Below are 26699 nucleotides of genomic sequence, written 5' to 3' on the forward strand. Positions count from 1 at the left end.
GTCGGTTCCATCATTAATGAAAGGGTCAAATTATGCGTTTCCATTTTCCGATCGTCATTATCGATGAAGATTTTCGTACTGAGAACACCAGTGGGTCAGGGATTCGCCAGCTAGCTGACGCCATCTCAAAAGAAGGTGTTGAAGTAGAAGGTTATACCAGTTACGGCGATTTGACCTCGTTTGCTCAGCAACAGAGCCGCGCAGCTGGCTTTATTTTGTCGATTGATGATCACGATTTTGAAACCGATGACCAAGGTATACGTTCGTTAGAAGAACTTCGCGCATTTGTGGGTGAAATTCGCCGTAGGAACCAAGAAATTCCGATTTATTTATACGGTGAAACTCGCACTTCCCGTCATATGCCTAACGATATTTTGCGAGAGCTGCATGGCTTTATCCACATGCACGAAGACACCCCAGAGTTTGTGGCGCGCCATATTATTCGTGAGTCTAAGTCGTATTTAGCAACGTTAGCCCCACCTTTTTTCCGAGCGTTAACAGATTACGCGCAAGACGGGTCCTATAGTTGGCACTGCCCAGGGCATTCCGGCGGCGTGGCATTTTTGAAATCGCCAGTAGGTCAAATGTTCCATCAGTTTTTTGGCGAGAACATGTTACGTGCCGATGTGTGTAATGCGGTGGATGAGTTAGGTCAGTTACTTGATCACACAGGCCCTGTGGCTGCCTCTGAGCGTAATGCAGCACGTATTTTTAATGCGGATCACCTGTTTTTTGTGACCAATGGTACATCGACTTCTAACAAGATTGTTTGGAACTCCACGGTGGCGCCGGGCGATATTGTTGTTGTTGACCGTAACTGTCACAAGTCAATTTTGCACGCCATTATGATGACGGGTGCGGTACCTATCTTCCTAATGCCAACTCGTAACCATTACGGCATTATAGGGCCTATCCCGCGTAGCGAGTTTGAGCCTGCGAACATCCGTAAGAAGATGCTAGCGAATCCGTTCTGTCGTAAAAAATTAGAAGAAAATCCAGATATTAAACCGCGTGTGTTGACCATTACCCAGTCTACCTATGATGGCGTTTTATATAATGTCGAGGAAATCAAAGACTTGCTTGATGGTGAGATCGAAACCTTGCACTTTGATGAAGCCTGGTTACCACATGCGGCGTTCCATGATTTCTATGGTGATTATCACGCTATAGGAGAAGGCCGGCCTCGTTGCGATGAGTCCATGGTTTTTGCTACTCAATCGACTCATAAATTGCTAGCGGGTTTGTCTCAGGCTTCTCAGATATTAGTTCAAGATGCCAATACGAATAAATTAGACCGCGACATCTTTAATGAAGCGTATTTAATGCATACGTCTACTAGCCCGCAGTACGCGATTATTGCGTCTTGTGATGTGGCTGCCGCGATGATGGAAGAGCCCGGTGGTACTGCTTTGGTGGAAGAGTCCTTAGATGAGGCGCTTGAGTTTCGTCGTGCTATGCGCAAAGTGGATGAAGAATATGAAGAAGATTGGTGGTTCTCAGTATGGGGCCCAGACGACTTAACCAGTGAAGGTCTAGATGAGCGTGATGCGTGGATGCTCAAGCCAGGCGAGAGCTGGCATGGTTTTGGCGACGTTGCCGAAGGCTTTAATTTGCTCGACCCTATTAAAGCGACCATCTTAACACCGGGCTTGAATGTGGATGGTGATTTTGCGGATCAGGGTATTCCAGCGTCGATTGTTGCGAAATATCTGGCAGAGCATGGTGTCGTTATTGAAAAGAATGGTCTGTACTCGTTCTTCATCATGTTTACTATCGGCATCACGAAGGGGCGTTGGAATACGATGATTTCGGCGTTACAACAGTTTAAGGATGATTATGATAAGAACGCTCCGCTGTGGCGTGTGCTGCCGGAGTTCATCGCACAATATCCTCAATACGAACGTATTGGCCTAAAAGAACTTTGCCAGCAAATTCACAGCATTTATCGTGAAAACGATGTAGCGCGTTTAACGACTGAGATGTACTTGTCAGATCTAGTGCCTGCCATGAAGCCCGCTAAGGCGTTTGCTAAAATGGCACACAAGGATATAGAACGTGTGCCGCTTGATAGGCTTGAAGGGCGCGTTACCGCTGTTATGTTGACACCCTACCCACCGGGTATTCCGTTGTTGGTGCCTGGGGAGGTGTTCAATAAAACAATTGTCGACTACTTGAAGTTTGCGCGAACTTTTAACAGTGCATTTCCTGGCTTTGAAACCTATGTGCATGGTTTGGTTGCCGAAAAGCACGGTTCCGAGACATCGTACTTCGTGGATTGTGTAGAGAATTAAGTAAAAAGCTGCGCGAAGGTGGATAACAAAACGGCGGTCAATAAAAGGCCGCCGTTTTGCGTTTAATAAGCGGCGTTAGCACTCAGCTAAAAATATGAGCCAGTTTTCTATCAGTGCTTTAAAGTCCTCTAATCCACAGTCGGCCATAGATTCTAAATCGTAAAAGGAGAGATCTTCTGGAAGTTCAACATCGGGTTCAAAACCGAGAGTGTTAGCGACGACTTCTACATCGGTCCCAGTCATACGCAATAACCAATCTTCACTGGCCTGTTGGTAATCAAATCGTTTTTGATGAATGAGCTCGGTAATGACTCTGAGTAGGTGTTCGCTTTGAGCAATGGACGTGCATTCATCTGTCAGCCAACGGCCTATCGCTTCTGACTCCATTGAGCAGCGGGCTGTGGGGTGGTTTAAATCATCAATGTAAAAGTCGTATTCCACGGAAAATCTCTTATGCTGTTCGGGGTAGGTAATGGGCCATCTAGAAGGGCTTTCGCCGGTAAAATCCAGTTTAGTCGTAAATCGATCCGTGGGTTTCAAGTTGTGTGAGATAAACACGCATTTCAAATTCGAGCTGATGATAATTTGGCTGCATATGTTCGCATAGTTGGTAAAAGGCTTTGTTATGTTCTTTCTCGCGTATGTGGGCCAGTTCGTGCACTGCTATCATGTTTAAAAAGGCCTCGGGGGCTTTTTTAAATACTGAGCTAATGCGTATCTCATTTTTGCTTTTTAGTTTGTTACCCTGCACGCGTGAAACAAAGCTATGTGTGCCTAAAGCGTTGCGCACAACATGAAGTTTGCTGTCGTAGATGACCTTGCTTAATGGCGAAGAACTTTTTAAATATTGGTTCTTCAGATCAAATATGTATTCGCGCAGTGCTTTGTCATTCGCGATATTGTGTGGTTCTGGATAGCGTTTGAGTAAAAAGTCACGCAGTGTGTTTTGTTGTAACAATTGTGCCACTTGAGCTTGCACGTCGGCAGGATAAGCGACGAGGTATTTAAGAGTGCTCATGCGAATCTCGATTACGTGGAGTTGTGTCGTTATCGTTAAATTGTAGCAGCTTAACGGGTTCGCTTAGGTCTTTTTGTAATTGCTCTACGGCCCAGTCTATATGAGATTGTACCATCTCACTGCATTCGGGACGTTTTGAAACGAGCGCATCAATCACAGGCTGTCCTCCTTTACTATTCCCTAGTGCGACGGCAATATTTCGCAACCATCCCTCGTAGCCCGTGCGGCGAATTGCAGACCCCTCGGTGCGTTTTAAGAAAGTGGCTTCATCCCAGCTAAATAAGGTTAACAGAGAAATGTCGTCTAATGAGTGGCGAGGATGAAAGTCGGTCTCGTCAGTATGTTTAGCAAAGCGATTCCAAGGACAGACAAGTTGGCAATCATCGCAGCCAAAGATACGATTGCCCATCAAAGAGCGGAGCTCTACAGGTATATCTCCCTTTTTTTCGATGGTTAGATAGGAAATGCAACGTGTGGCATCGAGCTCGTATGCTTTAGTAAAAGCTTGCGTGGGGCATACGTCTAAACAGGCAGTACAAGAGCCGCAATGCTGTTGAGTGCTAACGTTATCTACAGGCAAAGGCAGATCAATGAACAGCTCGCCCAGAAAGAACCAAGAACCTGCTGAGCGGTTTAAAATGAGGGTGTGTTTCCCAGTCCAGCCTAATCCTGCTTGTTCAGCAATAGGGCGTTCAAACACGGGGGCGCTATCAACAAAAGCACGATAACCCATGCCGCCAGCTAACTCTGAAATCTTTTGGCCAAATTGTGTTAGGCGTTTACGAAAGGTTTTATGATAATCACGACCTAAAGTGTAACGCGCAATGTACGCTTTTTCCGGTTGTTTAAGCAGTGTAAGGGCTGAAAACGCAGGAGGTAAGTGGTTCATGCGCACACTGATAATCCGGCAGCTGCCGGGGACCATATCATAAGGCTTAGCTCGCTTATCTAGGTTGCCTTCTAAATAGCTCATCTCGCCATGAAAGCCGTTATCTAACCACGCCATATGATGTTTGAGCGTTTCATCCAGTTGTGGGTCAACAATGCCGACTTGTTGAAAACCAAAGTCAGCCGCCAGATCATGAATTTTTTGCGCCAATGTGGCTAGCTGCTGATCAGATAACGGATTTTTGGGCTTTATTTCTGATGATGATACGTGTTCTGTCACTGAGTGCTTGCCTGTTAGCGTGCGCGTTATTCTATAATGATGGTACACAATGGATGCGTGGATGCACTAATGCGCCCACTTGATCTATCGAAGACCGATAGGATACGCCTGCAATGAATGAATTACCCGTACCATTATACACGGCTGAGCAAACACGTTTACTGGATAAAACAGCGATTAATGAAGCGGGAATTCCTGGCTTCACATTAATGAAGCGCGCGGCGAAGTCTGCATTTTCAGTGTTGATGCAGCGTTGGCCTCATGCTCGTTCAATAACGGTACTATGTGGTGCGGGTAATAATGGAGGCGATGGGTTTGTGATGGCAACGTTGGCTGTCCAGCGAGGTTGGACAGTGCAGGCGCGATACGTAGGTGACGCGATGTTTGCACAACAGTTGCGGGGTGAGGCATTTGAAGCTTGGCAATGGGCCTGTGCTGAGGGGGTAGAGTTTTTGCCTTTTGACGCTGATGAGCCTCTGCGTGGTGAGGTTGTAGTCGATGCTATGTTGGGAACGGGCTTGAACGGCACCGTGAAGCCTAGTTTTATCGCTGCCATTAAACGCGTGAATAAATCGAACAAGCCTGTGTTAGCCGTGGATATTCCATCGGGGTTATCTGCCGACACTGGGTCGGTTTTAGGCGAGGCTGTGAGGGCGTCTGTTACTGTAACCTTTATAGGCTTAAAGCTTGGGTTGCTGATGCATGAGGCCGTTGATTACGTAGGCGAGTTGGTGTTTGAAAGTTTGCGTTTGCCTGACAGTGTTTACGAGTCTGTAAACGTTAGTGCCTTCCGGTTAAGTGACGAAGATATTGAGGCATGCTTACCCCGCCGTAAGCGCTCGGCGCATAAAGGCGACTTTGGTCATTTATTGGTTATTGGTGGCGATCATGGTATGGGCGGTGCTGCGATTATGGCTGCTGAAGCGGCGGTAAATGCCGGAGCGGGTAAAGTAACCCTTGCTACCCGTCCTGAGCATGTGACAGCCGCTCTGATGCGCTGCCCTGAAGTCATGGTGCAGGGTATCAACTCAGGCCAAGAGTTGGTTCCTTTGTTAGATAAAGTGGATGTTGTTGTGTTTGGGCCAGGGTTAGGTTTAGGCGCATGGGCTGAGCAAATGCTTCAAGCGCTGTGGAACTCATCATTACCCTGTGTTGTCGATGCAGATGGGCTTACGCTATTAAAACGTACGGGTAAATTATATGAAGTAGACCGAGCTAATTGGGTGATTACACCGCACCCAGGGGAAGCAAGCCGTCTGCTTTCTATGCCTACTACGCAGGTTCAGCAAGACCGTTTAAGCTCGGCACAACGCTTACATGAACAAACAGGTGCGACGGTCGTATTAAAAGGGGCTGGTACGCTAGTAACAGATGGCGATGTAATGCACCTTTGCGCTGCGGGTAACCCGGGTATGGCATCAGGGGGAATGGGTGATGTATTGTCTGGGGTTATTGGCGCACTAGTGGCTCAAAAACTAAGCACTATTGATGCGGCTCGAATTGGCGTTTATGCCCACGCAGCGGCAGCTGATCGCTGTGCGGCCGCAACGGGAGAACGAGGATTGAAGGCGACGGATCTGCCTCCGTATGTTAAATTAATTCTTAATCATCGATAAACGGTGTAATACGTTAAATAACAATATGTAAGGTGAAGATGCTGCCGGTTTATTTTATCCCAGATGAGGGAGCTATGGAGGAGTTTGGTGCGCGTTTGCTATCAGCGATGGAGCATACGGGTGTTATTTTTCTGCAAGGCAATTTAGGGATGGGGAAAACAACCCTGAGCCGCGGCTTAATTCGCTCGGCTGGGCATAAGGGGGCTGTAAAAAGTCCTACCTATACGCTCGTTGAAACATATGAGCTTCCTGCGGGTATTGTTCATCATTTTGATTTATATCGCCTGATGGATCCGGAGGAGCTAGAGTACCTTGGCATACGTGATTACTTTAGCGAACAACACCTGTGCCTAGTTGAATGGCCCGACAGAGGTGATGGTTTACTACCTGCGCCGGATTTAGAGGTTTACATCGAACCTCACGGCGAAGGGCGCGCAATTCAATGTGTAAGCCTCACTGCAAAAGGTCAAAAAGCGGCCGATATAATAAATGACACTTTTTCTTCATTGACATAGTAACGGTAGATTACGTTTTATATGACGCTTTTAAAGAGATCATTCATCCCTCGCTTTACCCTGGCTGCTTTTTTAGTTAGTGGCTTATTGCTGGCACAAACGAGTATGGCGGCTGATATTCAGCAGGTGCGTATGTGGCTCTCGCCAGAAAAAACGCGTCTTGTTTTTGATTTGTCAGCGGGCGTCACACATAAAATTTTTACCTTATCTAATCCTGAGCGTCTTGTCTTAGATATTACAGGCGCTCAAATGAAAGCCTCGTTATCTGCTCTTGAGTTAACTAATAGCCCCATCAGTAAAATACGCACTGGAGAAAACGGTGACGACTTACGCGTGGTTTTGGACTTGAATCGCGCCGTTAAACCGAGGAGTTTTGAGCTCAAGCCTAATGAGCAATATGGAGACCGTCTAGTTTTAGATTTGTTCACGGATGTGCAGTCCAAGACTCCTGTTGCGCAAGCAACCGCGCCTGCTGTTCCTGCAAAATTACGTGATATTGTTATCGCAATTGACGCAGGCCATGGTGGTGATGACCCCGGTGCAATTGGCGCAGGTGGCGTTCGTGAAAAAGATGTTGTGCTTGAAATAGCTCGGGAAGTGAAGCGTTTAATTGATCAAGAGCCGGGCTTCTCGGCAGAGCTTATTCGTGATGGCGATTATTACATCAGCCTGCGTGGACGTACCAAAAAAGCACGAAACCAAAGTGCTGATATGTTTGTTTCTATTCATGCCGATGCGTTTAAAGACGCACGTGCTAAAGGTGCCTCAGTTTGGGTGCTTTCAAACCGGGGAGCGACCAGTGAAATGGGCCGCTGGTTGGCGAGCAAAGAGAACAGCACCGACTTAATTGGTGGTGTGGGTGGTGTTAGCTTAGAAGATAAAGATGAGGTGCTGGCTGGCGTTCTGTTAGATATGTCGATGCATGCGAGCCGTTCGGACAGTAAGCAAATTGCTAATCGTATACATGCCAATATTGATACCTTTGCAAAAATGCATAAGCCCCATGTTGAGAGTGCGGGTTTTATGGTGCTTAAATCGCCTGATATTCCTTCTATATTGGTAGAAACTGGCTTTATTTCAAACCCCGAAGAAGCACGTTTGTTAAAAACGAGTGCGTACCGCAAAAAAATGGCTAAGGCCATTTACAGTGGAATACGGACTCATTTTTGGAACAAACCGCCTGCTTATACTTTGATAGCTCATCAAAAAAGTGAGGGGTTAAATGCGCAAGGTAAGCGGGTATATAAAGTAGAAAGCGGCGACACTTTATCGGTTATTGCGTCTCGGCACGGCGTTTCTTTAAATACCTTGCGCAAGGCTAATGAGATTAAAGGTGATAAGATACGCATTGGCCAAGTGTTACAGATTCCTTCTACGTAGCTAAAACCTTGGCTAAACGGTCTCATTAACGATAAGAGTTTACATGTCTTCACGTATACAGTTGTTGTCTCCTCGTCTGGCTAACCAAATAGCGGCGGGTGAGGTGGTAGAGCGGCCAGCATCGGTTGTTAAAGAATTACTTGAAAATAGTATTGATGCCGGTGCTATGCGTTTAGAGATCGATGTGGAACAGGCTGGTATCAAGCTCATTCGCATACGGGATGATGGTGCCGGTATCGAAAAAGATGACCTGTCTTTGGCGCTCAGCCGTCACGCAACGTCTAAAATATATGAGTTAGAAGACCTTGAAGCCGTTAATAGTTTGGGGTTTCGGGGGGAAGCGCTAGCCAGTATTAGCTCGGTATCCCGGTTAACGCTTACGTCTCGACGGGAGGGGAGCGATCAAGCCTGGCAAGTACAAACCCAAGGGCGTGATATGGCGGCAGAGCTAGCTCCCGCAGCACACCCGCAGGGCACTACGGTTGAAATGCGTGATCTCTTTTTTAATACACCAGCGCGCCGTAAGTTTTTAAAAACAGAAAATACAGAGTTTAAGCATCTCGAAGAAGTGGTGAAGCGTCTGGCACTGAGCCGTTTTGATGTGGCGTTTACACTTAAGCACAATAGCCGAGTGATCCACCAGCTGCGCCCCGCTGACTCTCAGGTAGAAGCTGAGCGCCGTGTAGCTTCTGTTTGCGGCCCTGCATTTATCGAGCAATCCCTACGTGTTGATGTCAATGCTGAGGCTTCAGGGCTGAGATTAAGTGGTTGGATTGGCTTGCCAACTTTTTCTCGTAGCCAAGCTGATCTTCAATATTTCTTTGTAAACGGGCGCATGATTCGCGATAAAATTGTGACGCATGCGGTGCGTCAAGCTTATGCTGATGTGCTTTATCATGGCCGGCATCCTGCTTATGTATTGTACTTAGATCTAGATCCTGCGCTGGTGGATGTAAATGTACATCCTACCAAGCATGAAGTGCGTTTCCGCGAGAGCCGCTTGGTTCATGACTTTATTTTCCGTTCCATTCATCGGGTAATAGGTGATGTGCGACCTGATAATACCAGTGTTCCGGCAGCGCAAACCCTGCAACCCACGACGCAGCCGCAGGAAATGAAACATCAGCAACATAACATGCCGCTCCAGCCAGCGCGTGAATCTGTCCCTGCTGGTGCGGTGCGAGAACAAGTAGCCGCCTATGGTCAGTTACATAGCGAGGGAGCCCGGCCGTTTGTTGGTGATACCAGTACACGCTCTTTTTCTGGAGGCGTAACGCCTTCGCGTCAGGTTATGCCGGCGGCTGAAGCCGATGAGCAAGTGCCTCCTTTGGGCTTTGCTGTTGCGCAGTTACACGGGATTTACATCTTATCTCAGAATCAGGAAGGCTTGATTCTCGTTGATATGCATGCGGCCCATGAGCGTATCGTTTATGAGCGTCTTAAACTGGCTTATGAGCAAGAAGGCGTTCGTAGCCAGCCGCTATTGGTGCCAGTCAGTATGGCTGTTAGCAGCCGAGAGGCTGATGCAGCAGAGGAGAATGAGGCGCTATTTCAACAGTTAGGGTTTGAGCTAGCGCGCGTTAGCGAGGAGTCTCTCGTTATCCGTCAGGTGCCTGTGACTTTGGCAAAAGCTAATGTTGAACAGTTATTACGCGATGTGTTGTCGGACGTGCTGATGTATGGCAATAGTCGGCGCATAGAAGAGCATACTAACGAATTGCTAGGCACTATGGCTTGTCATGGAGCGGTTAGGGCAAATCGACAATTAACGATTCCCGAAATGAATGGCTTATTACGTGATATGGAAGCGACAGAGCGCAGTGGACAGTGCAACCATGGACGTCCTACTTGGACGCAGCTGAGCTTGTCTGAACTTGATAAATTATTCATGCGGGGGCAATAAAATGCCGTCTATATTACCTCCCGCGATTTTTCTGATGGGGCCTACCGCTGCCGGAAAAACTGACTTGGCACTGCGTTTAACCGAAGAATTACCTTGTGAGATTATCAGTGTCGATTCAGCCTTAATTTACAAAGGGATGGATATTGGTACTGCTAAGCCTGATCGAGAAACCTTGGAACGATATCCTCATCGATTGGTCGATATACTGGATCCATCACAAAGCTACTCAGCGGCCGACTTCCGTAGAGATGCCTTAGCTGCCATGACTGAAATTACCGCTGCGGGCAAAATCCCGTTGTTGGTTGGCGGTACGATGATGTACTACAACGCATTGGTCAAGGGTTTGGCTAATTTGCCAGAAGCGGATCCTGTTATTCGGCAGCGTTTATCTGATTGGGGAGCTGCCGAAGGCTGGCCTGCAGTGCATGCCCGCTTAGCTGAAGTGGATCCGGAATCAGCAAAAAGGCTAAAGCCTAACGATTCACAACGTATTCAACGAGCATTAGAGATCTATGAAATTACAGGGCGTACAATGACGTCGCTCTGGGCCGAACAAACAACTAATTCGCTACCTTATCAGGTTGCTAATTTAGCCGTTATGCCGGGCGATCGATCGGTTTTGCATCAGCGAATCGAACAACGGTTTGAATTAATGCTTGAAGCAGGGTTCCTTGATGAGGTTCAAGCGTTGTATGATCGTGGGGATTTAGATATAAACATGCCGTCAATCCGTTGTGTAGGGTATCGACAGGCATGGAGTTATTTAACGGGCGACTATGATTACGACACACTGATCTTTAAGGGTGTTGTCGCTACCCGGCAGCTAGCAAAAAGACAAATAACCTGGCTGCGAAGCTGGGATGATCTACACTGGTTGGATAGCAAGAGTGGGGATGTTGTTAATGACAGCTTGAAATTGATCAATGCTGCCATTATATAATGCTTCTGTTAATCTTTGGTGCTGTGCACAATAAATGCCTTGTTTTCAGACCGTTGTTGGTCAGAATGGGCTTACATAATAACGAATAATTTTATTCAGGAAGGAGTTTCCAATGTCAAAAGGGCAATCGCTACAAGACCCTTATCTAAACGTGCTGCGCAAGGAGCGTGTTCCGGTATCTATTTTCTTGGTCAATGGTATTAAGCTGCAAGGCCAAATTGAATCATTTGATCAGTTTGTCATTTTGCTAAAAAATACAGTTAGCCAAATGGTTTATAAACACGCTATCTCTACTGTCGTACCTGCCCGTCCGGTCAAGCTGCCACAGCCAGAAGAGAAACCCGCCGACTGAGGTATACACTGATTGTTTTTTGAACGTCCGGAGTCTGGTGAAAGAGCCATACTCGTTCATATGGATATGTACGATGAGTCTGTCCAGGAATCTCCGCGCGAGCTAGAAGAGCTCGCTTTGTCCGCTGGTGCGGATCCTATTGATATTTTAATAGGTACTCGTCATCGTCCCGTGTCTAAATATTTTATTGGTACGGGTAAATTAGATGAGTTGCGTACGTTAGTTGCCGAGCATAAAGCTGAAGTGGTTATTTTTAACCATTCTTTATCACCTGCTCAGGCGCGAAATGTTGAGCGTGAAATACAATGTCGAGTGTTAGATCGCACCGGATTGATTTTGGATATCTTTGCTCAACGCGCTCGCACTCATGAAGGTAAATTACAAGTTGAATTAGCTCAGCTGGAGTACATGTCTACTCGGCTTGTTCGAGGTTGGACTCACCTTGAGCGTCAAAAGGGTGGTATAGGTTTACGAGGCCCGGGTGAAACACAGCTTGAAACAGACCGACGTTTATTGCGAGCACGTATAAAAACTATTCATTCTCGATTAGAAAAAGTACGTAAGCAGCGAGAACAAGGCCGTCGTTCGCGTCAGCGAGCCGAAGTACCTACGCTATCGTTGGTGGGTTACACCAATGCGGGGAAATCGACGTTATTTAATCGTATTACCGACGCGGATGTTTACGCGGCGGACCAATTGTTTGCTACGCTAGATCCAACTTTGAGAAAGGTAGAGTTAGCAGACGTAGGGCCAGCTATATTGGCTGATACTGTTGGTTTTATTCGTCATTTGCCGCATAAGTTAGTTGAATCATTTCGTGCTACGTTACAGGAAACGATTGACGCTACCTTATTGCTTCATGTTATTGATGCCTTTGATGAGGAACGTCAGGGGCACATAACCGAAGTAGAGAATGTATTGCGTGAAATCGGCGCTGACGAGGTGCCTTTGTTGCAGGTTTATAACAAGATAGACCAAATGCCAGGGCAGCAACCTCGTATTGATCGAAATGACGAGGGTGTCCCAACGCGGGTGTGGTTGTCTGCGGCATCCGGGGAGGGGATTGATCTTCTTCTGCAAGCGATTAATGAGCGACTGACGGATGATATTTTCCATGAGACAATGAATCTATCACCTCGTGAAGGGCAACTGCGTGCACAGCTATACGCACAAGGTGCCGTTTTGCAGGAAACAGTAGATGATCAAGGTGCGATGCATCTAGAAGTGCGTCTGCAGCGTAAAGACTTGTTACAGATATTGAGTCGCTTAGGCTTGCCAACAGAGCAATATCGCATACATGAGATCTACTAAGCCCATACAGTAATGTGTGGGAAAAAGTGATTGGTGCGGCTGCCAAAGAGTAGCCGATATAATAATTTAAAGACTTTTAATTGGTTTTAACGGAGAACGATATGGCTTGGAATGAGCCTGGCGGTAACGGTAACAACCAGGATCCTTGGGGCGGTAAAGATCGCAACAACGGGAATCGTGGTAATAATGACCAAGGCCCACCAGATCTAGATGAAGCGCTGCGTAAACTTCAAGATAAGTTAAACAGTCTGTTTGGGTCGGACAAAAAGGGCTCTTCTGGTGGTGGAGATAAATCTTCATCAAGCGGAGGCGGCGGTTTTGTATTGGTAATTGCTGCGGTAGTTGCTTTAGGCGTTTGGGCAGCTATGGGTGCTTACACGGTCGATCAGCAGGAACGGGGTGTTGTTCTTAGGTTGGGTAAGTACTACGAAACAGTTAATCCTGGTCTGCATTGGAACCCACCATTAATCGATCAGGTTAGCATCATTAACACAACCCGTGTTCGTGAGCATGATCATAAAGCATTGATGCTAACGGAAGACGAAAACATCGTCGACGTAAGCATGGTGACTCAATATGTGGTTTCTGACCCTGTTGCGTATATGCTTCAGGTTCGTGATCCAGATGGTAGTCTTGCTCAATCGGCTGAGTCTGCACTTCGTCAAGTTGTTGGCTCAACTGATATGCACTCAATCTTAACCGAAGGGCGTGAGCTGTTGGGTATTGATGTACAAGCCCGGCTACAGAGCTACTTGGATGAATACAAAACGGGCTTATCCGTTAACAAGGTAAACATCAAAGATGCGCAAGCTCCGTCACAAGTTCAAGATGCCTTTGATGATGTGATCAAGGCGCGAGAGGATGAGCAGCGCGCGAAAAACGAAGCTCAGTCTTATGCCAACGGTATTGTTCCTGAAGCACGAGGCCGTGCGCAACGTATTCTCGAAGAGGCGAATGCTTATCGCGAGCAAGTAGTTGCACGAGCTGAAGGTGAGACTAAGCGTTTTGATGCGTTACTAACTGAATATCAAAAAGCTCCTGTTGTTACTCGCGAACGTTTGTATCTTGATGCGATGGAAAGTGTACTTTCCAATAACGCTAAAGTCTTGATGGACGTAGAAGGTGGCAATAACGTGATGTACTTGCCTATGGATAAGTTGATGCAGAATAGCTCTGATCGTCAATCAACGACGACTACATCACCGCGCACAACGCGTCTGGATGATCAGTCAGTCAAAAACGTGACTAGTCAAGTAATTGAAGAGTTGCGTCAGCGTCAGGCAACGGTTCGTAGGGAGGGTCGATAATGAGCGGTAAGTCCTTAATATCGATTATTCTAGCGTTAGTTATCATTATAGTGGTCTCTAACTCGGTATATATCGTTAAAGAAACAGAGCGCGCGATTAAGCTGCAATTTGGTGAAATCGTCGATACAGATGTTAAGCCTGGTTTGCGCTTCAAAATTCCATTTGTTAACGCAGTGCGTAAATTTGATGCACGTGTGATGACAATGGATGGTCGCCCTCGTGATTTCTTAACCATCGAGAAAAAACGTTTAAGCGTTGATGCATTTGTTAAGTGGAAAATTGTTGATAACTTAACGTATTACAGTGCAACTTCGGGTGATGAAATTCGTGCAGCAGACTTATTATCTTCTAAAGTAGAGAATGAATTGCGTAACCAGTTCGCTTCTCGTACTTTGAATGAGGTTGTGTCTGGTGAGCGCGATGAAGTGATGAAAGAAGTGATCAACAACCTGAGTCAGGTTGCTCAAAAAGAACTGGGTGTTAGCATCATCGACGTTCGCGTTAAGCGAGTTGAGTTACCTCAAGAAGTATCTCAATCTGTTTACGAGCGTATGAGAACCGAGCGTGAGAGAGAGGCGCGAGAATTGCGATCTCGTGGTTTTGAGCTTGCAGAAGGTATCCGTGCTGATGCTGATCGTCAGAAAACGGTCATTGAAGCTCAAGCTTATCGTGAATCTGAGGAGCTGCGCGGTGAAGGTGATGCCATTGCAGCTGCTGTATACGCGGACGCTTTCGGTAAAGACCCTGAGTTCTACTCTTTTACACGAAGCTTGAAAGCATATACAGAGTCCTTTAATGGTAAGGGCGATATCATGGTTTTGGAGCCGGATTCTGAGTTCTTTAGGTACCTAAAAGGTTCTAAAGTGACTAATTAATCGGATTGTTGCCAATTTGTGGTTATGTACTGCACTTTGGCAACCAAACCGTGTTAAAATCTACAAAACCGGGCTGAGACCCGGTTTTTTTGTGTAAAGTGTGGTTATGATGTCCGCCAATTTTTGGTACGAATTAGCAATCGCTTTGTGTTTAGTTTTTGTATTGGAAGGAATTATTCCTTTTTTACATCCTGGGCGTTGGCGTCGTATGGTGGAGCAGTTGGCAACTATCGATGATCGTATGCTACGTATCATTGGGTTATTAAGCATGCTAGCCGGAGTTTCTGGTTTATATCTGATTCACTGAAGTCAGTTTTGGAGTTGTTAAATGGCATTGGCTGATCGCTGGTTACTTCCTGATGGTGTAAAAGAAATGCTGCCATCAGATGCGCGCCAGGTTGAAGCGCTGCGTCGCAGTTTGTTGGATATGTATGATGCTTGGGGCTATGAATTAGTTATGCCGCCCCTGATGGAGCATTTAGAGTCCCTGCTAACAGGCGTTGGTAAAGATTTAGATTTAAATACCTTTAAGTTGGTTGATCAGTTAACAGGTCAAACGCTAGGTATAAGAGCAGATATCACTCCTCAAGTAGCGCGTATTGATGCGCACAGAATGCATGTACATGGCGCTAACCGCCTTTGTTATTGCGGCTCTGTCTTACACACGCATCAAGCGAACATGCTAGCTTCCCGAAACCCGCTGCAAATAGGTGCTGAGCTTTACGGTCATGCTGGAATCGAGAGTGATTTAGAAGTGATCTCTCTGATGATCGAAACATTGTATGCATCGGGTTTGAAAGATGGCCTAAGTTTAGATTTAGAACATATAGGTATTTTTCGCGGCCTGATAGTTGATGCGGGTTTAGATGCTAGTGTTACGGACCGCTATATGGAGCTCCTACAGCGTAAAGCGTTGCCAGAGCTTGATCTCTTTTTGGCAGAACTTGAGGCTGAGCAAGACTTAAAAGATAAGCTTGCTGCGTTGCCCCGACTTAATGGTGGCTACGAAGTGCTGGAGCGAGCTAGAGCTCTTTTTGCTCATGCCAACCCTGCTATTCTTGAAGCGGTCGATTATCTCGATGCGCTTTCTCAAATGATTCTTAAACGTTTCCCATCTATAGATCTGTACTTTGATTTGGGTGAGTTGCGTGGTTATCACTACCACACGGGTGTTGTCTTTTCGGCGCTTACGCCTGCTTTTGGGCAGGCCGTAGCAAAGGGTGGGCGTTATGACGCAATAGGTCGTGATTTTGGGCGGGCTAGACCGGCTACCGGTTTTAGTGCGGACTTGAAAACTTTGGCTTCGCTTAGTGCTGGCTCTCATCGGGTCGGTGACATAGTGGTTGCTCCCTCTGGGGATGAGGCAGACTTGCTAAGTGCAATAAAATTGCTGCGTGAGCAAGGTTATCGTGTCGTGCAGCAGTTGCCGGGTGATAAGTTAGCGTCATCTGTTCAAAAAGAATTGGTTCAAAAAGCGGGAAGTTGGGTCGTACAGACTCGGTAACCCTACTACGATTAACGCAATTAATTTAGAGACAACAATGGGCAAGAACGTAGTTGTTTTAGGTACTCAGTGGGGCGATGAAGGCAAGGGTAAAATTGTCGATTTGTTAACTGAGCAAGTATCAGCGGTTGTTCGTTTCCAAGGTGGCCATAATGCGGGCCATACTTTGGTGATTGACGGCAAAAAAACAGTCCTTCACTTGATTCCATCAGGCGTGTTACGTGAAAACGTGCTTTGTCTGATTGGTAATGGTGTGGTGTTATCACCAGAAGCGCTCATCAAAGAGATGCGTGGACTGGAAGAAGCGGGTGTGCCGGTTCGTGAGCGATTAAAGCTTAGCGGTGCTTGCCCATTAATTCTTCCTTACCATGTTGCTCTTGACCAAGCTCGTGAGCTGGCTCGTGGTAACGCTAAAATTGGCACGACAGGTCGTGGTATCGGCCCAGCTTATGAAGATAAAGTGGCGCGTCGTGGATTACGTTTAGCTGATTTGATGGATGCGAAGCGTTTTGAAGAGAAGCTTCGTGAAGTTGTGGCGTATCACAACTTTACATTGAAAAACTATTACAAAGTTGAAGAAGTGGATGTTGAGCAAGTGCTCGCAGAAGCTTTGGAAATGGGTGAGCAACTACGCCCGCTAGTCGCTGATGTGACCGCTATTTTGCATAAAATGCGCAAAAATGGCGAGAGCATTATGTTTGAGGGTGCTCAAGGTTCATTGCTAGATATCGATCATGGTACTTATCCGTTTGTTACGTCATCAAATACAACGGCGGGTGGTACATCAACAGGTTCTGGTTTTGGTCCGCTTTACTTGGATTACATCCTAGGTATTACTAAAGCTTACACAACGCGTGTGGGTGGAGGTCCTTTCCCGACAGAGCTTGACTGTGAAATTGGTGATCGTTTAGCTGAGAGAGGCCATGAATTTGGCTCTACCACAGGGCGTGCGCGCCGTTGTGGTTGGTTTGATGCAGTCGCTTTAAAGCATGCTGTGCAGATTAACTCGGTTTCGGGTATTTGTTTGACTAAGCTGGATGTGCTCGATGGCTTGGAGACGATTAATATCTGTACAGGTTATCTTGATGCTCAAGGTAATCCGGTAGAAACGTTGACAGGTAGCGAAGACTACGAAGCTGTTCAGCCTGTGTATGAAGAAATCCCAGGTTGGAGTGGTTCTACGGTGGGCGCTAAGTCGATTGATGACCTGCCTAAAGAGGCGCTTGCTTATATTAAGCGTTTAGAAGAGCTGACTGAGACGCCTATTGATATTGTATCAACAGGCCCTGATCGCAACGAGACTATCGTATTGCGTGACCCATTTACGGTGTAAGTAGTGTAAATGCATAAAAAAAACCGGCTTTTGCCGGTTTTTTTGTTTAAGTTCCCTTAAGCGTATTGCTTGGTTGGCGGGAGCTGATTTTAATCAGCGATGCCGTGCAGTGCTTTTAAGAGAGATTTAAACATTTTAGGGTTAGCTGATACGGTGTCGCCATGTTGGCGGAAAGAGTTGCCTCCTTTTAAATCACCGAGTAAGCCGCCAGCTTCTTGGATTAGCAAAGAGCCAGCTTCAAGAACGACAGGGCTTAAGCCTATTTGCACAAAGCCATCAAGACGACCAGCAGCTGTATTAGCTAAGTTCAAAGCGGTGGAGCCTGTGTTTAGAAAAATACCATTGGCGTTGAGTATGCTTTGCTGGATGTTAGTAAAGGTGCCGGTATAGCTTTTTTCTTTTTTACTGTTCAGAAAGCTAGTGGCAATAACGGCCTGTGGTAGTTCGCGTCGATTGGTTACGCGCATACGCTTGCCGTTGAGTTGGGCGCCATGGCCGCGACTAGCGGTGAACTCTTCACCGGTCATGGGGTTAAGAATGACGGCATGTTCAACACGGCCTTTGTGGGTGGCGGCTAAGCAAATAGCAAAGTCCGGTAGGCCGCACATAAAGTTGTTGATGCTGTCGATAGGGTTAACATGCCAGATCACTTCCGCAGTACCCTCTGCTGGTGCATATGTCCCTGAGAATTCGGCGTTAACTTCATGTGCCGGGTATGCTTTTTGAAGCGTGTAAGCAATAGTCTGCTCTGCCTTGGTTGCAGTTTCGTTAAGAAAGTCGGTGACGCTGTCGTGCTCTGATTTGATCAGGTCAAGACGCTCGGCGGCACGCGCAATCTGTTCGCCTGCAAGGCGAGCGGCACGTAGGGCAATGTTTAGCATGGGTTGCATTAGATAGTGAGCCTGCTGTTAGAACAAAAAAGAGATTATACAAAAGCTAACCAAGCTAAAGAATACCTAATACACAATCTGTTAAACTATTGAGCGTTTTTTCGGTGAGATTGTTATGAATTTAGATAATATTCGTGTCGTTTTGGTAAATACCACCCATCCAGGCAATATTGGTGGTGTAGCACGTGCCATGAAAAATATGGGCTTATCATCTTTAACGCTAGTTGAGCCAAAGGCTTTTCCTTCACCTGATGCAGATGCAAGAGCGTCTGGCGCAACTGATTTGCTGGAAGGGGCTGCCATTGTGAGCACGCTTGAGGAGGCGGTCGCTGATGCGCATTTGGTGGTTGGTACAAGTGCGCGTGGGCGACATATTCCTTGGCCTATCATGGACCCACATGAAATGGCTGGTGTTATAGCAAAGGCTCAGTCGGGTAGCGCTAGTTCGCATGTGGCTTTGGTTTTTGGACGTGAGGATCGCGGCTTAACTAATGAAGAGTTACAGTTGTGTCATATTCACGTTCATATTCCCTCTGTAGAGTCCTTCAGCTCGTTAAATATAGCAGCGGCGGTTCAAGTGCTAGCGTATGAATGTCGCATGGCTTATTTGGCAAATCAAACAGCTATGCAGCAGGCGCCTCAGTGGGGCACGGAATGGGATGCGGACCTGGCAGAGCACAAAGAATTAGAGTTGTTTTATGAACATCTTGAACGTGTGTTAATTGATGTTGACTTCTTAGACCCTGAGAAACCACGTCAGTTGATGCCTAGGTTGCGTCGTTTATTCCAGCGTGCGCTTCTAGATAAAATTGAAATTAACGTCCTGCGTGGAATGCTAACTCACATCGAAAAAAAGCGTCGCCGATAACATAAACAGCGCTTCTTCGTGGGGTGGCAAGATATTTTGCCAAGACAATGTTAAGATTGCGCCAGCGCGTCTTTAAACCCGACTAAATTAGTAGGATAAATACTTGACTGTTTTTGTCGGTTTAAGGATAATATCGTCATTGAATAAACAAATGGCGGAAGTGTTATGAGACTGACGACAAAAGGGCGATATGCAGTAACGGCCATGCTTGATTTGGCTCTGCATGAAGGAAAAGGGCCTATTAGTCTGGCGGATATCTCTGAAAGGCAAGGCATTTCTTTATCGTATCTTGAACAGCTGTTTGCCAAGCTTCGTAGAAGCAACTTGGTAAAAAGTGTACGTGGTCCAGGCGGTGGTTATCAGCTAAACCACGGTCAAGATGTTATTAGCGTTGCCCAAGTAATTGATGCGGTTAATGAATCGGTTGATGCTACTGGCTGCAGTCGTCAAAGTGATTGTCAGGGTGGCGAAACGTGCCTAACGCATAATTTATGGTGTGATCTTAGTGAACAGATCCACTCTTTTTTGAATAATATATCGCTGGCTGATCTGGTTGCTCGTAAAGATGTGCGCCAAGTCGCGGATCGTCAAGATCGCCGCCAAGATAGCCAAATATTTTTATCATCAAACGACCTCCTGCTTGATAAAGCAGCCGTGTAGTTAGTGACGAACCGGAGTTTTTACAATGAAATTACCCATCTATTTTGATTATTCTGCTACAACGCCTGTTGATCCGCGCGTAGCGGAAAAGATGGTGGCTTGTCTAACATTGGATGGCAACTTTGGTAACCCTGCTTCACGTTCTCACTTATTTGGATGGAAAGCAGAAGAAGCGGTAGAAACGGCGCGTCGCCAAGTTGCTGATTTGATTAACGCAGATCCTCGTGAAATTGTTTGGACTTCTGGTGCTACAGAATCAGATAACCTTGCAATCAAAGGGGCGGCTCATTTTTACCAAAAGAAAGGTAAGCATATCGTCACTTCTAAAATCGAGCATAAAGCGGTTTTAGATACTTGTCGTCAGCTGGAGCGTGAAGGCTTCGAAGTAACATATCTTGACCCAGGTTCTGATGGTTTAATCACACCTGAAATGGTCGAAAATGCGGTTCGTGAAGACACAACTGTTGTTTCATTGATGCATGTGAATAACGAAATTGGCACGATTACAGATATCGCTGCTATTGGTGAAATCACGCGTAGTAAAGGAATTGTTTTCCATGTAGATGCTGCCCAGAGTGCGGGTAAAGTGGTTATCGATATGGAAAAAATGAAAGTAGACCTAATGTCTTTCAGTGCGCATAAAGCATATGGCCCTAAAGGCATTGGCGCCTTGTACGTGCGCCGTAAGCCACGTATTCGCCTAGAAGCGCAAATGCACGGCGGTGGTCATGAGCGCGGTATGCGTTCGGGTACTTTGCCAACACATCAGATAGTTGGGATGGGAGAGGCCTTCCGCTTAGCTAAAGAAGAGTTAGAAGCAGATACCGCTCACGTTTTAGCCTTGCGCGAACGTATGTTGGACGGCTTGAAAGATGTTGAAGAGGTGCACATTAATGGTTCTTTAGAACAGCGTGTGCCAGCTAACCTGAATGTTAGCTTTGCCTTTGTAGAAGGTGAGTCTTTGCTGATGTCCCTTAAGGACTTGGCGGTTTCTTCAGGCTCTGCATGTACATCGGCTAGTCTAGAGCCTTCTTATGTTTTACGGGCACTGGGCTTGAGTGATGAGTTGGCGCACAGTTCTATCCGCTTCTCATTTGGCCGTTTTACTACAAACGAAGATATTGACTATGCAGTCAATCAAATTAAAGGTGCAGTGGAAAAATTGCGTGAGCTTTCACCACTGTGGGATATGTTTAAAGACGGTGTGGATCTGAGCAAGGTTGAGTGGGTTCATCACTAAACCAGCACTGATTGGAGAGAGACAATGGCTTACAGTAATCAAGTTATAGATCATTACGAAAATCCGCGTAACGTCGGTAAAATGAGCGATGATGATGCCAGTGTTGGTACTGGTATGGTGGGCGCTCCTGCGTGTGGCGATGTCATGCGTTTGCAAATTAAAGTGAGTGATCAAGGTGTTATAGAAGACGCTAAATTTAAAACCTATGGATGCGGTTCTGCAATTGCGTCCAGCTCACTAATAACAGAGTGGGTTAAGGGTATGACTCTAGATCAAGCGGCTGAGCTTAAGAATACTCAGATTGCTGAAGAGTTAGCGCTACCACCTGTGAAAATTCACTGCTCTGTTCTTGCTGAAGATGCAATCAAAGCAGCAATTGACGATTATAAGAACAAGCAGGCTAAATAAGCCTGCTTTAGTTTCTGACTAAACAGCTTCGTGAAGAGGCATAGGAAGTAACTATGGCAATATCAATGACCCCCGCTGCGGCTCAGCATATCTCTCGCTTTATTGAAAAAAGAGGTTCTGGGTTTGGTATTCGTGTGGGTGTGCGAACTTCAGGCTGCTCCGGTATGGCGTATGTGTTGGAGTTTGTGGATCAGCAAGAATCCGATGATGAAGTATTTGAAATGGGTGGCGTAAACGTAGTGGTCGACCCTAAAAGCTTGGCGTACCTTGACGGCACTGAGCTTGACTTTGTCAAAGAAGGATTGAACGAAGGGTTTAAGTTTAATAACCCAAATGTTCGCAGCGAATGCGGTTGCGGCGAAAGTTTTAACGTCTAAGTGTTGGCAACCAGGTAGCATGGATATACAACAAGATTATTTTGCTTTCTTAGGGTTGCCTGCCGCATACGATCTAGATGTGCGAGAGTTGACGAGACGTTTTAGGGAGCTGCAAAAGCAGCTTCACCCTGACCGGCATGCTCATCTATCCGAGAGAGAACAGCGTATGTCTGTTCAATATACAGCATATCTAAACGAAGCCTATTCAACTTTAAAATCCCCACTGTTGCGCGCGCAATACCTGCTGAAGAAGCGAGGTGTTGATACTACTAATGAATCATCAGTAAAACTCGATCCTGTGTTCTTGTTTGAGCAAATGGAGTTGCGTGAATCATTAGAGCAAGCAAAAGTGGCAGCTGATGCAGAAGATCAACTTGAAACAATGGCTGACTCGGTAGAGTCACAATTGGCTCTATTGGAGAAGCAATTTTCTGCATGCATAGTTAGCGAGTCTGACTCTGCGTTGGCCGAGGCTGAAGTAGTCATTCGTAAGATGCAATTTGCGGTAAAGCTACAAAAAGAAATAGAGCAGGCAGAAAACGAACTCGATTTATAGGTGTTTTAGGTTTATGGCATTACTGCAGATAGCAGAACCCGGTCAAAGCTCAGTACCACATCAGCATCGCTTAGCGGTAGGTATTGATTTAGGTACAACAAACTCTCTAGTAGCTACTGTTCGCAGTGGTGAGGCTGTGACATTGCCTGATCTTGAAGGGCGTCATTTATTGCCTTCCGTTGTTCGTTACGAAAAAGACGCTGTGGTCGTTGGTTTTGATGCTCGGGAACAAGCCAGTAAAGATCCCTATAATACAGTTGTCTCCGTTAAGCGTTTAATGGGTCGTGGTATCGACGACGTTGCTTCATTAGGTAATGTACTTCCGTACCAGTTTGAAGCTGATAACGGCGGAATGCCCTTCATTAAAACTGTAGCTGGAGCGAAAAGCCCAGTAGAAGTCTCCGCTGATATTTTGTCTGAGTTAGTGCAGCGTGCTCAAGATTCATTGCAAGGCGAGTTGGTAGGGGCGGTTATTACCGTACCAGCTTACTTTGATGACGCGCAGCGTCAAGCAACGAAAGATGCCGCTACGCTGGCGAATATTAAAGTGCTGCGGCTTTTGAGTGAGCCTACAGCTGCAGCGGTAGCGTATGGTCTAGATCAAAAAGATGAAGCCACCATATTAGTATATGACTTGGGTGGTGGGACTTTTGATGTGTCCGTATTGCACCTGAATAAAGGTGTTTTTGAAGTGTTGGCAACTGGGGGAGATAGCGCCCTAGGTGGTGATGATTTTGATAGAGCCGTTGCTGAGTGGTTGATGGTGGAGGCTGGGATTACGGGAACTATCTCTGCAGAGCTTTCTCGACAGTTAATGGACCAGTCGCGAGCTGTAAAAGAAGCGTTGTCTGAGTCTGATGTGGCGACAGCTAGCATACAGCTGGGTTCGGATGTGATGAGCATCTCTATCACCAAAAATCAGTTCAATGAGCTCGTCAATCCTTTAGTGAAACGGACTATCCGTTCATGTAAACGTGTCGTCAAAGATGCCGGTTTGGGTCTTAGTGAGATACAAGATGTTGTTATGGTTGGCGGTTCTACACGCGTGCCAATTGTAAGAGAGGAAGTAGAAGCACTGTTTGGTCGAGCCCCTCATGTAGATATTGATCCTGACCGTGTGGTTGCTATTGGTGCGGCACTTCAAGCTGATGTATTGGCAGGCAATAAGCCGGAATCAGATATGTTGCTACTGGATGTGATTCCACTGTCCCTTGGGTTGGAGACTATGGGTGGCTTGGTTGAAAAGGTAATCCACCGTAACACTGCTATTCCAGTTGCTATGGCGCAAGAATTTACCACTTATCAAGATGGTCAAACAGCGATGGCCATTCATATACTGCAAGGCGAGCGTGAGTTGGTTGAGGATTGCCGTTCGCTGGCTAGATTTGTATTACAGGGTATTCCTCCTATGGCAGCTGGGGCGGCTAAGATCCGTGTTACCTTCCAGGTAGATGCAGATGGCTTGCTGAATGTCTCCGCCAAGGAGTTATCCACAGGTACGCAAAGCAGTATTCAGGTGAAGCCGTCATATGGCCTTGATGATGAGCAAATTACATCTATGTTGAAGGCTTCATATACTGAAGCTGATAGTGATAAAGACCGACGTGCTTTGCGTGAGCAGCAGGTGGATGCAGACAGGCTTCTATTATCGCTTCGTCAAGCTATGATTGATGATGGTGAGCGTCTTTTATCTGCAGATGAAGTAAGCGCTTTGATTGCAGGTATTGAACAGTTACAACTAATCCGCGATCAATCGCAAGATGCGCGGACGCTTGAGTTGGCTGTAGAGCAGTTAGCAAAGGCAAGTGATGAATTTGCTTCGCGTCGTATGGACGCAAGTATACAGCGTGCTCTTCAAGGGCATACTATCGAAGAGATCGAGGAGGGTTCTTAAGTGCCGCAAATTATTTTTCTGCCTCATGAAGACCTTTGCCCAGAAGGGCAGGTAATTGAAGCAGAGTCAGGTGTGACAGTGTGTGACGCGGCGTTGGCGAATGGTATTGATATAGAGCATGCCTGTGAAAAGTCGTGCGCCTGTACAACGTGTCATGTCATCGTTCGCGAAGGGTTTGAGTCGTTAGAAGAGTCTGACGAATTAGAAGATGACATGCTTGATAAAGCATGGGGTCTTGAACCTGAATCTCGTTTGAGTTGTCAAGCAGTAGTGGCTGACAAGGATCTTGTTGTAGAGATACCTCGTTACACTATAAACCAAGTATCTGAGCGCCATTAAAGACACTTTGCGCCATGTGGCGATAGGGGGATTTATGCTTAAGTGGGTAGATGTGAATGAATTGGCTATAGAATTGTCAGAAACTTATCCACAAGTAGACCCGTTAACATTGAGCTTTCCGGATCTTTTTCAAAAAGTAATGGATCTCTCGGAGTTTGATGATGACCCCGATCGATGTGGTGAAAAAGTGCTCGAAGCGATTCAGATGGCATGGATCGATGAAATAGATTAAATAATAGCCCGGTTCGCCGGGCTGTTTCATTCATGCGTGTTGTGACCTGTCACTGCCTTCGCGTATAATTGCGCGTTTTTCGAAATTGCCCTTTAGAGGATATAATCACATGGCTATCGAACGTACACTGTCTATTATCAAGCCGGACGCTGTTGCAAAAAATGTAATCGGTGAAATCGTTACTCGTTTTGAAAAAGCGGGTCTTAAAGTTGTTGAGATGCAAATGAAGCAACTTAGCAAAGCCGATGCAGAAGGTTTTTACGCTGAGCATAGCGAGCGTCCTTTCTTTGCGGACCTTGTTGCTTTCATGACGTCTGGCCCTGTTGTGGTTCAAGCGTTAGAAGGTGAAAATGCTATAGCAACCAACCGTGATTTAATGGGTGCTACTAACCCTAAAGAAGCAGCTGAAGGCACTATTCGCCGTGACTTTGCTGAATCAATCGATGCGAATGCGGTACACGGCTCAGACTCTGCTGAATCGGCTGCACGCGAGATCGCTTACTTCTTCGGTAAGTAATCTTTTGGTTGTGCAGGGAGTTTAGGCTCTCTGCACACCGTAATTAATTTGGATATGACCATGACTGATAACACCACAAAAACCAATCTTTTAGGGATGTCTCCTGAGCAGCTGGATGCTTTTTTTGCTGAACAGGGTGAGAAGCGTTTCCGCGCCACTCAGGTTTTAAAGTGGATGCATCAACATGGAGCGGATAGCTTTGATGAGATGACTAACATCAGCAAAGTTCTGCGCGATAAGTTGAGTAAAGTCGCTGAGGTGCGAGAGCCCGAGGTGGTAACTCAAGATATATCTAAAGACGGCACTCGTAAATGGGTTATCCGTATCGATGGTGGCTCTTGTGTTGAAACTGTTTTGATTCCTGAAGGGGATCGAGCAACGCTGTGTATTTCATCTCAAGCGGGTTGCTCATTAGACTGTAGCTTTTGCTCTACGGGTAAACAGGGTTTTAATCGCAATTTGTCAGCGGCTGAGATTATCGGTCAATTACGTATCGCCATTAAATCATTTGGTCCAATGGACCCTGCTGGGCCTCGCCGTGTGACCAATGTTGTTTTGATGGGGATGGGCGAGCCGTTAATGAATTTTGATAACGTCGTCAAAGCTATTATTTTGATGATGGAAGATAATGCGTATGGCTTATCGAAACGTCGAGTAACGCTAAGTACTGCAGGTGTCGTTCCTGCTATTGATAAGCTGCGTGAGGTCACAGATGTCTCCTTAGCGATTTCATTGCATGCACCTAATGACGAACTGCGTGATGTATTAGTACCAATTAACAAGCGTTACCCAATTAAAGAATTGTTCGCAGCTTGTCACCGTTATCTTGAAGATTTAAATGATCGTCGTGTGATTACCATTGAGTATACCTTGATGTCGGGCATCAACGATCAAGTTGTGCATGCTAAAGAGCTAGGCAAGCTACTCAAAACACTGCCGTGTAAGTTGAATTTGATCCCGTTTAACCCATTTCCTAATTCTGGGTATGAGCGACCATCCGAGGCTGCCATTAAGGCATTTAAAGATATTATGCTAAAGGCCGGTGTTTTGACGACCGTTCGAAGAACTCGTGGGGATGAGATTGATGCAGCTTGTGGCCAGCTAGTAGGCCAAGTGGAAGACAAAACACGTCGTAGTCAAAAATATATACCTGTGGTACAAGAGAGTACGGCTGAAGTTGTTAAGTCCTTGTAACAAAAGGAAGT

Annotated in this window: 28 protein-coding genes; 24 read left to right on the forward strand and 4 right to left on the reverse strand. The window is 46.3% G+C overall.

The window, feature by feature from the left end; translation table 11 throughout:
• Positions 1–32 precede the first annotated feature (32 nt).
• The gene (locus tag BS617_RS15305) at positions 33–2291 is read left to right on the forward strand and encodes an arginine/lysine/ornithine decarboxylase (RefSeq protein WP_075173843.1); all 2259 of its coding nucleotides are present in this window, start codon (positions 33–35) and stop codon (positions 2289–2291) included.
• Positions 2292–2366: 75 nt separating this feature from the next.
• Here the strand turns inward: BS617_RS15305 and BS617_RS15310 are convergent, their stop codons facing one another.
• The 3 genes from BS617_RS15310 to queG all read right to left on the reverse strand — a co-directional run bounded on the left by BS617_RS15310 (position 2367) and on the right by queG (position 4477).
• A complete protein-coding gene (locus BS617_RS15310; RefSeq protein WP_075173844.1) occupies positions 2367–2732 on the reverse strand; it encodes a YacL family protein in 366 nt (121 codons plus the stop codon).
• 70 nt (positions 2733–2802) lie between these two features.
• Positions 2803–3309 carry a YgjP-like metallopeptidase domain-containing protein gene (locus tag BS617_RS15315; protein ID WP_075173845.1) on the reverse strand — a complete coding sequence of 169 codons (507 nt, stop codon included), beginning with the start codon at positions 3307–3309 and terminating at the stop codon, positions 2803–2805.
• Entirely contained in the window at positions 3296–4477 is a 1182-nt protein-coding gene (gene queG, locus BS617_RS15320) for a tRNA epoxyqueuosine(34) reductase QueG (protein WP_249263631.1), read from the reverse strand. Before queG ends, BS617_RS15315 begins: the two co-directional genes overlap by 14 nt.
• Positions 4478–4590: 113 nt before the next feature.
• On the opposite strand from queG, the gene BS617_RS15325 reads away from it, so the two are divergent.
• From BS617_RS15325 to BS617_RS15380, 12 genes are all read left to right on the forward strand, one after another.
• Complete coding sequence (locus BS617_RS15325; RefSeq protein WP_075173846.1) at positions 4591–6093, forward strand: bifunctional ADP-dependent NAD(P)H-hydrate dehydratase/NAD(P)H-hydrate epimerase; 1503 nt, start codon at positions 4591–4593, stop codon at positions 6091–6093.
• A 38-nt stretch (positions 6094–6131) separates the two neighbouring features.
• On the forward strand, positions 6132–6608 hold the full coding sequence (gene tsaE / locus BS617_RS15330; RefSeq protein ID WP_075173847.1) for a tRNA (adenosine(37)-N6)-threonylcarbamoyltransferase complex ATPase subunit type 1 TsaE: 477 nt from the start codon (positions 6132–6134) through the stop codon (positions 6606–6608).
• A gap of 21 nt (positions 6609–6629) precedes the next feature.
• Positions 6630–7988, forward strand: a complete 1359-nt coding sequence (locus BS617_RS15335) for an N-acetylmuramoyl-L-alanine amidase (RefSeq protein ID WP_075173848.1) — start codon at positions 6630–6632, stop codon at positions 7986–7988.
• Positions 7989–8031: 43 nt separating this feature from the next.
• Positions 8032–9891 (forward strand): DNA mismatch repair endonuclease MutL, encoded by a 1860-nt coding sequence (gene mutL, locus BS617_RS15340; RefSeq protein ID WP_075173849.1) that lies wholly within the window; start codon positions 8032–8034, stop codon positions 9889–9891.
• Between the two features lies 1 nt (position 9892).
• Positions 9893–10831: a tRNA (adenosine(37)-N6)-dimethylallyltransferase MiaA gene (gene miaA, locus BS617_RS15345; protein ID WP_075173850.1), complete on the forward strand. Its 939-nt coding sequence runs from the start codon at positions 9893–9895 to the stop codon at positions 10829–10831.
• Between the two features lie 112 nt (positions 10832–10943).
• Positions 10944–11183, forward strand: a complete 240-nt coding sequence (gene hfq, locus BS617_RS15350; RefSeq protein ID WP_075173851.1) for an RNA chaperone Hfq — start codon at positions 10944–10946, stop codon at positions 11181–11183.
• 12 nt (positions 11184–11195) lie between these two features.
• Positions 11196–12494, forward strand: a complete 1299-nt coding sequence (gene hflX, locus BS617_RS15355) for a ribosome rescue GTPase HflX (RefSeq protein ID WP_075173852.1) — start codon at positions 11196–11198, stop codon at positions 12492–12494.
• A 101-nt stretch (positions 12495–12595) separates the two neighbouring features.
• A complete protein-coding gene (hflK, locus tag BS617_RS15360; RefSeq protein WP_075173853.1) occupies positions 12596–13801 on the forward strand; it encodes an FtsH protease activity modulator HflK in 1206 nt (401 codons plus the stop codon).
• Entirely contained in the window at positions 13801–14676 is an 876-nt protein-coding gene (gene hflC, locus BS617_RS15365) for a protease modulator HflC (RefSeq protein ID WP_075173854.1), read from the forward strand. The genes hflK and hflC overlap by 1 nt, the downstream gene beginning before the upstream one ends.
• 106 nt (positions 14677–14782) lie before the next feature.
• Positions 14783–14983: a DUF2065 domain-containing protein gene (locus BS617_RS15370; RefSeq protein ID WP_306460960.1), complete on the forward strand. Its 201-nt coding sequence runs from the start codon at positions 14783–14785 to the stop codon at positions 14981–14983.
• Between the two features lie 21 nt (positions 14984–15004).
• Entirely contained in the window at positions 15005–16180 is a 1176-nt protein-coding gene (locus BS617_RS15375; RefSeq protein ID WP_075173855.1) for an ATP phosphoribosyltransferase regulatory subunit, read from the forward strand.
• Between the two features lie 37 nt (positions 16181–16217).
• Entirely contained in the window at positions 16218–17513 is a 1296-nt protein-coding gene (locus BS617_RS15380; protein WP_075173856.1) for an adenylosuccinate synthase, read from the forward strand.
• Positions 17514–17602: 89 nt separating this feature from the next.
• On the opposite strand, the gene BS617_RS15385 is transcribed toward BS617_RS15380, so the two are convergent.
• On the reverse strand, positions 17603–18403 hold the full coding sequence (locus tag BS617_RS15385) for an inositol monophosphatase family protein (protein WP_075173857.1): 801 nt from the start codon (positions 18401–18403) through the stop codon (positions 17603–17605).
• Positions 18404–18518: 115 nt separating this feature from the next.
• Here BS617_RS15385 and BS617_RS15390 point away from each other — a divergent pair, with 115 nt between their 5' ends.
• From BS617_RS15390 to rlmN, 11 genes are all read left to right on the forward strand, one after another.
• Positions 18519–19271 (forward strand): RNA methyltransferase, encoded by a 753-nt coding sequence (locus BS617_RS15390; protein ID WP_075173858.1) that lies wholly within the window; start codon positions 18519–18521, stop codon positions 19269–19271.
• Between the two features lie 165 nt (positions 19272–19436).
• Positions 19437–19931, forward strand: a complete 495-nt coding sequence (iscR, locus tag BS617_RS15395; RefSeq protein ID WP_075173859.1) for a Fe-S cluster assembly transcriptional regulator IscR — start codon at positions 19437–19439, stop codon at positions 19929–19931.
• Positions 19932–19956: 25 nt separating this feature from the next.
• Positions 19957–21171 (forward strand): IscS subfamily cysteine desulfurase, encoded by a 1215-nt coding sequence (locus BS617_RS15400; protein WP_075173860.1) that lies wholly within the window; start codon positions 19957–19959, stop codon positions 21169–21171.
• A 24-nt stretch (positions 21172–21195) separates the two neighbouring features.
• Positions 21196–21579, forward strand: a complete 384-nt coding sequence (iscU, locus tag BS617_RS15405) for a Fe-S cluster assembly scaffold IscU (protein ID WP_075173861.1) — start codon at positions 21196–21198, stop codon at positions 21577–21579.
• 53 nt (positions 21580–21632) lie between these two features.
• The gene (gene iscA, locus BS617_RS15410) at positions 21633–21956 is read left to right on the forward strand and encodes an iron-sulfur cluster assembly protein IscA (protein ID WP_075173862.1); all 324 of its coding nucleotides are present in this window, start codon (positions 21633–21635) and stop codon (positions 21954–21956) included.
• Positions 21957–21975: 19 nt separating this feature from the next.
• Positions 21976–22512 (forward strand): Fe-S protein assembly co-chaperone HscB, encoded by a 537-nt coding sequence (hscB, locus tag BS617_RS15415; RefSeq protein WP_075173863.1) that lies wholly within the window; start codon positions 21976–21978, stop codon positions 22510–22512.
• Positions 22513–22525: 13 nt separating this feature from the next.
• Positions 22526–24406: a Fe-S protein assembly chaperone HscA gene (hscA, locus tag BS617_RS15420; RefSeq protein WP_075173864.1), complete on the forward strand. Its 1881-nt coding sequence runs from the start codon at positions 22526–22528 to the stop codon at positions 24404–24406.
• Positions 24407–24745, forward strand: a complete 339-nt coding sequence (gene fdx / locus BS617_RS15425; protein WP_075173865.1) for an ISC system 2Fe-2S type ferredoxin — start codon at positions 24407–24409, stop codon at positions 24743–24745.
• A gap of 34 nt (positions 24746–24779) precedes the next feature.
• On the forward strand, positions 24780–24977 hold the full coding sequence (gene iscX / locus BS617_RS15430) for a Fe-S cluster assembly protein IscX (RefSeq protein WP_075173866.1): 198 nt from the start codon (positions 24780–24782) through the stop codon (positions 24975–24977).
• Positions 24978–25086: 109 nt separating this feature from the next.
• Positions 25087–25494 carry a nucleoside-diphosphate kinase gene (gene ndk, locus BS617_RS15435; RefSeq protein ID WP_075173867.1) on the forward strand — a complete coding sequence of 136 codons (408 nt, stop codon included), beginning with the start codon at positions 25087–25089 and terminating at the stop codon, positions 25492–25494.
• A gap of 60 nt (positions 25495–25554) precedes the next feature.
• Complete coding sequence (gene rlmN / locus BS617_RS15440) at positions 25555–26688, forward strand: dual-specificity RNA methyltransferase RlmN (protein ID WP_075173868.1); 1134 nt, start codon at positions 25555–25557, stop codon at positions 26686–26688.
• Positions 26689–26699: the final 11 nt, after the last annotated feature.

The sequence above is a fragment of the Neptunomonas phycophila genome (assembly GCF_001922575.1).
Classification (GTDB): domain Bacteria; phylum Pseudomonadota; class Gammaproteobacteria; order Pseudomonadales; family Balneatricaceae; genus Neptunomonas; species Neptunomonas phycophila.